General features: G+C 64.1%; 1 protein-coding gene. It reads right to left on the bottom strand.

Annotation, left to right across the window (positions count from 1 at the left end; genetic code table 11):
- Nucleotides 1-13 precede the first annotated feature (13 nt).
- Nucleotides 14-1,105, bottom strand: a complete 1,092-nt coding sequence (locus tag ACIA8K_RS41250) for an IS630 family transposase (protein WP_396068967.1) — start codon at nt 1,103-1,105, stop codon at nt 14-16.
- Nucleotides 1,106-1,153: the final 48 nt, after the last annotated feature.

Genomic DNA, 1,153 nt, shown 5'->3' with positions numbered 1-1,153 from the left:
CTAGTGTTCTGTCTCAGTTTTGAGTAGTCGTTTGTTGGAGGGCGACGCGTCCACGTCGGACTTTTGCGAGGATCGATTCGGTGGTGGCGGTCCAGACGAATGGTTTCGGGTCGTCGTTGTGCACGCGCAGGAATTCCTCGATCGCGGTGACGAGGTCGTCGACGCTGTGGAACACGCCGCGGCGGATCATCTTGTCGGTCAGGGTCGCGAACCAGCGCTCCACGAGGTTCAGCCAGGACGAACTGGTCGGGGTGAAGTGCAGGTGGAAGCGTGGATGCTTGTCCAGCCAGGCTTTGACGTTCGCGTGGTTGTGGGTGCCGTAGTTGTCGACGATCATGTGGATCTGCAGCTTGCGGGGCACCGCCGTGTCGATCATCCGCAGGAACCGCAGGAACTCGTCGTGACGATGCCGGTCGAAGCACTTGCCGATCACCCTGCCGGTCAGCACGTCCAGCGCGGCGAACAGGGTCGTGGTCCCATGCCGCTTGTAGTCGTGGGTCATGGTGCCGGCCCGGCCGGGCTTGAGCGGCAAACTCGGCTGGGTGCGGTCCAGCGCCTGGATCTGCGACTTCTCATCCATGCACAGCACCACCGCCTTGTCCGGCGGGTTCAGGTACAAGCCCACGACGTCGACGAGTTTCTCCTCGAACCGCCTGTCGTTCGACAGCTTGAACGTCTCCACCAGATGCGGCTTCAGCCCACGCGCGTCCCACACCCGCTGCACGGTCGCCTTCGACACCCCCACCTCGGCCGCCATCGACCGGCACGACCAATGTGTCGCCCCCTCCGGCCGCGAATGCAACGTCAGCTCCACGATCCGATCGATCACCGCCTGCGCGATCACCGGCTTACGCCCCCGGCCCGCCGCCACCCTGCCCAACTCGGCAAGCCCACGCTCACCGAACTCCACCCGCCACGCCCGCACCGTCACCCGAGTCACCCCGACCAGCACGCCAATCTCGGTGTTCGACAGCCCATCAGCCGCATGCAGCAACACCCGCGCCCGCTGGACCAGGCGATACTCCGCAGTACGCGACTTCGCCAAAGACTCCAGCAACTCACGCTGACCCGGATCAAGCACCAAAGGCGCGGCGGCACGATTCACAACCGCCACCGTACCAACCGACTACCTATTTACGAGACAGAACACTAG

It is taken from the genome of Catenuloplanes sp. NPDC051500, assembly GCF_044454585.1.
Classification (GTDB): domain Bacteria; phylum Actinomycetota; class Actinomycetes; order Mycobacteriales; family Micromonosporaceae; genus Catenuloplanes.
Note: the sequence above shows the minus strand (reverse complement) of the source record. Positions and strands in the feature narration are given on the sequence as shown.